Source organism: Terriglobus sp. YAF25 (genome assembly GCF_052113305.1).
In the GTDB taxonomy this organism is placed as follows: domain Bacteria; phylum Acidobacteriota; class Terriglobia; order Terriglobales; family Acidobacteriaceae; genus Terriglobus.
This window is the reverse complement of record NZ_JBFRCY010000532.1, coordinates 1-3,313: the sequence shown is the minus strand read 5'-3', so window position 1 is coordinate 3,313 and position 3,313 is coordinate 1. Positions and strand designations below refer to the sequence as shown.

Below are 3,313 nucleotides of genomic sequence, written 5' to 3'. Positions count from 1 at the left end.
CCCGGTCATTGTACGGGGGGAGGGTGAGAAAATAGTAAGAAGGTCAACTGCCGACGAGACTTCCTGTCCGCGGCAGAAGTCTTATCTCAAGATGACGCCAGTGGAAACGCCACCCAACGCTCCTTCGCCGGAGCTTAGCGGCCGTAAAGCCCGCCGCTACGACGAGATGGAGCACCATGAGCTGCTCCACCTGATGGATGAGATCGACGATGAGCGCGCCCGGGCGCGTTTCCGCGAGTCGATCTATATCTCGATCATCGTCTGGTTCATCCTCGGCTGGTTCATGCTCTATGGCCCCAGGGTGCTCTTCCACCAGGGCAAGGTCATTTCCGTTGTTGACGCCCTGAAGCAACGCGATAAGGAACTGCGCTACCTCGATCTACCGCCGGATGTCGGCAAGAAGCTGCCGAAGAAGCCCACGGACATCATCAGCGACAAGGATCGCGTCGCCCAGACGAAGACGCCTACGCTCGACAAGAAGACACTGCAGCAGTTGCAGGCGATGCAGCGCAGCGCTCCTCCGGCGCCGGTGCAGGCGCCTCCCGCGCCCCAGCCTGCTCCGCAACAGGCAGCCCCCGCACCTGCTCCACAGCCGCAGCAGCCGGCGCCACAACAGGCACAGCAGCCGTTGCCGTCTACGCCGCTACCGCAGCATCAGCCTCCGCCGCAGCAGCAGGCGGCCCTGGATGCACCTAAACCCAACTTCAATACCAATCGCGCGGCTACCGGCTTCGGCAACCTGGTGCAGCAGGCCGCGCAGGCAGCCCGGAACGGCGGTGGCGGCGGCAACTACGGCGCCAATGCTAACCCGCAGCACCCCGGGCTACAGGCAGGCGCTGAGATTCTCTCCGACACCATGGGCGTGGACTTCGGTCCCTACATGCGCCGCCTGCGGAACGACATCCAGCGCAACTGGGATCCCCTGATCCCTGAGTCGGTCCGTGCGCCGATTCTGAAACAAGGTGTAACTGGTATCCGCTTCGTGATTCTTTCGGATGGCCGCATCGGCAACATCCTGCTGGAGACCAAGTCCGGGGATGTCGCCCTGGACAAAGCCGCCTGGGGAGCCATCACCGCCGAAGGACAGTTTCCGCCGCTACCCAAGGAGTTCAAAGGTCCCTATCTTGAACTGCGCTGCGGATTCTTCTACAACATGCCCGTGCAATGAAGCCTGACGCGTCAACCTCCATCGCGCGCGGTCTTCTTGTCCTGGCTCTTCTAGTCATCGCCGGAGCGTTGTGGCGCGCTCATCTGCACCACACGCTGGGGGCGGGATGGTGGAAGCCATGGTAGAGCCTCAGCCTCTACTGGTCGTACTCGTCGGTCCGACGGCAAGCGGCAAAACTTCGCTGGGCATTCACCTGGCGCAGCGCTTCCACGGCGAGATTGTGAGCTGCGATTCGGTCTCCGTCTACCGTGGTATGGATATCGGCTCCGCCAAGCCATCTGCGGAGGAGCGCGCCGCTGTTCCTCATCACCTGATCGACATCCTCAACCCCGATGAACCCTGCACCGCCGGCGACTACAACCGCGAGGCCCGTGCCGCAATTGCCGGGATCGCCGCACGCGGCCACTTGCCGATCGTCAGCGGAGGCACGGGTCTCTATCTGCGGGCGCTCACCGATGGTCTGTTCGAAGGTCCCCAACGCGACGAAGAGCTGCGGGAGCGGCTTCGTCAGCGTGTTGCGACACGCGGCAGCGAGTATCTGCACCGTCTACTCACACGCCTGGACCGCAAAGCCGCTGAGAGCATCCACGCCAACGACACCCCGAAACTGATTCGCGCCGTCGAGGTCTGTCTCACGGCGAAGACCCCGATGACCGAGGCCTGGCAACAGCAGGGACGCGATCCGCTCACCGGCTACCGCATTCTGCGTATCGGCCTCAACCCCGACCGCACACTACTCTACGACCGCATCAATCGCCGCGCCGCAGCCATGTTCGATCACGGCCTGGTCGAAGAGACTGCCGCACTCGTTGCGAAATACGGCGCCGACGTCCGCCCTCTGACATCACTCGGCTACGCCCAGGCGTTGGCACTACTGCAAGGCACACTCACTCGCGAAGAGGCCATCGCCGCAGCACAGCAGGGTCACCGCAACTACGCCAAGCGCCAGCTCACCTGGTTCCGCCGGGATGCGGATGTTCATTGGTTGAGTGATTTCGGAGATACGGATGGGGTGAGGGAAAGCGCGGTGGAGTTGGTGGCCGCAGGGTTGAATAGTTGAATAGTTGAATGGTTCCGCCAATCGCCGACTGGGGCGGGCCTTACTATTCAACCATTCAACTATTCAACCTTCTGAGGCGTCCTTATCCTCTCCTTCGCCTTCCCCCACTTTTCCTTCACGCGCTCCAGCAGGCGCGCCGCCCAGGGGCGGTCGACTGCAAGGACGGCCAGACCGCCGATCAGCAGAGGAATTCCGGGAATTACGGGCAGGACGCAGCCTGCCACTCCGATAAGAATCAGAAGCCAGGCGCCGCTCTCACGAAGGATTCGCTTCACCTGTCGTTAGACGCAGGATTTGCGAACCTCAACCAATGTGGAATAAAAAGTTGCTCCGCCGCCGATATCGGTAAGGCGTTCGCTGGTGAGCAAATTGATGCCCTGCCCCTCGGCGTGGGTCTTATTCCAGGAGAGGCGGGAAGCGACGACGCCCTCTGGTACGGTGCCGTCGACGTGGGCGGTAAGCTGCATCCGGCCGCGGTCGTTGAAGATTTCGACCGGGTCTCCAGTGGCGATGCCGCGCAGGGCGGCATCGGTGCGATGCATCTCCAGCACGCCGATGCGTCCACTTTCCAGCTTCTGGTGGCTTTCCAGATTGGCGAAGGTGGAGTTCATGTAGTTGTCGGCCTTGCGCGGCAGGAACTCCAGTGGATAGATCGCAGCCTGTGGGCTCAACCGCGACTCGCTGGGAGCGTGGAAGGTTGGAATCGCATCGCTTCCCGCTTCCACCATCGCGGTCGACGAAAACTCGCCCTTTCCGGAGGGCGTACGGAACCACCCCGGCGAAGAGAAGGGCTCACCTTCCGGCAGATTCAGGCGGACATGGCCTTCCTTCTCCAGGCGTTCTGGCGTAATACCGGCAAACCACGGATGTGAGGTCTCGTACGCCTGCGCGATCAGATCGTCTTCGGTGTCGTGGAAGCAGGCCTCCGGAAATCCCATGCGCTGGCCGAGTTGGCCGAAGAGCCACACATTCGACTTCGCCTCGCCCAGCGGTGCGATGGCTGGTGATGAGATTTGCGCGAAGAGATGGCCATAGGCTCCCTGCGTGTCCTTCACTTCCAGGAAGGTCGGCGCGGGCAGCAGGAC

Annotated in this window: 5 protein-coding genes; 3 read left to right on the top strand and 2 right to left on the bottom strand. The window is 62.2% G+C overall.

Going from position 1 to position 3,313, the window contains the following annotated elements; translation table 11 throughout:
- The first annotated feature begins 91 nt into the window (after window positions 1-91).
- Genes AB4043_RS19535 through miaA form a run of 3 tightly spaced genes read left to right on the top strand, consistent with a single transcriptional unit; the run spans window position 92 to window position 2,228 of the window.
- Window positions 92-1,168: a TonB C-terminal domain-containing protein gene (locus AB4043_RS19535; protein ID WP_442303383.1), complete on the top strand. Its 1,077-nt coding sequence runs from the start codon at window positions 92-94 to the stop codon at window positions 1,166-1,168.
- A complete protein-coding gene (locus AB4043_RS19530; RefSeq protein WP_442303382.1) occupies window positions 1,165-1,293 on the top strand; it encodes a hypothetical protein in 129 nt (42 codons plus the stop codon). The genes AB4043_RS19535 and AB4043_RS19530 overlap by 4 nt, the downstream gene beginning before the upstream one ends.
- On the top strand, window positions 1,287-2,228 hold the full coding sequence (gene miaA, locus AB4043_RS19525; RefSeq protein WP_442303381.1) for a tRNA (adenosine(37)-N6)-dimethylallyltransferase MiaA: 942 nt from the start codon (window positions 1,287-1,289) through the stop codon (window positions 2,226-2,228). Before AB4043_RS19530 ends, miaA begins: the two co-directional genes overlap by 7 nt.
- Window positions 2,229-2,287: 59 nt before the next feature.
- Here the strand turns inward: miaA and AB4043_RS19520 are convergent, their stop codons facing one another.
- Together AB4043_RS19520 and AB4043_RS19515 are read right to left on the bottom strand one after the other, a co-directional pair.
- Window positions 2,288-2,503: a PGPGW domain-containing protein gene (locus tag AB4043_RS19520; protein WP_442303380.1), complete on the bottom strand. Its 216-nt coding sequence runs from the start codon at window positions 2,501-2,503 to the stop codon at window positions 2,288-2,290.
- 6 nt (window positions 2,504-2,509) lie between these two features.
- A partial coding sequence (locus AB4043_RS19515) for a molybdopterin dinucleotide binding domain-containing protein (RefSeq protein WP_442307833.1) occupies window positions 2,510-3,313 on the bottom strand: 804 nt, incomplete at its 5' end.

What these genes read in the sequence shown, in the direction of transcription:
- miaA (WP_442303381.1), top strand. Translation starts at nt 1,287, where the DNA reads ATGGTAGAGCCTCAGCCTCTACTGGTCGTACTCGTCGGTCCGACGGCA.
- AB4043_RS19535 (WP_442303383.1), top strand. Translation starts at nt 92, where the DNA reads ATGACGCCAGTGGAAACGCCACCCAACGCTCCTTCGCCGGAGCTTAGC.
- AB4043_RS19530 (WP_442303382.1), top strand. Translation starts at nt 1,165, where the DNA reads ATGAAGCCTGACGCGTCAACCTCCATCGCGCGCGGTCTTCTTGTCCTG.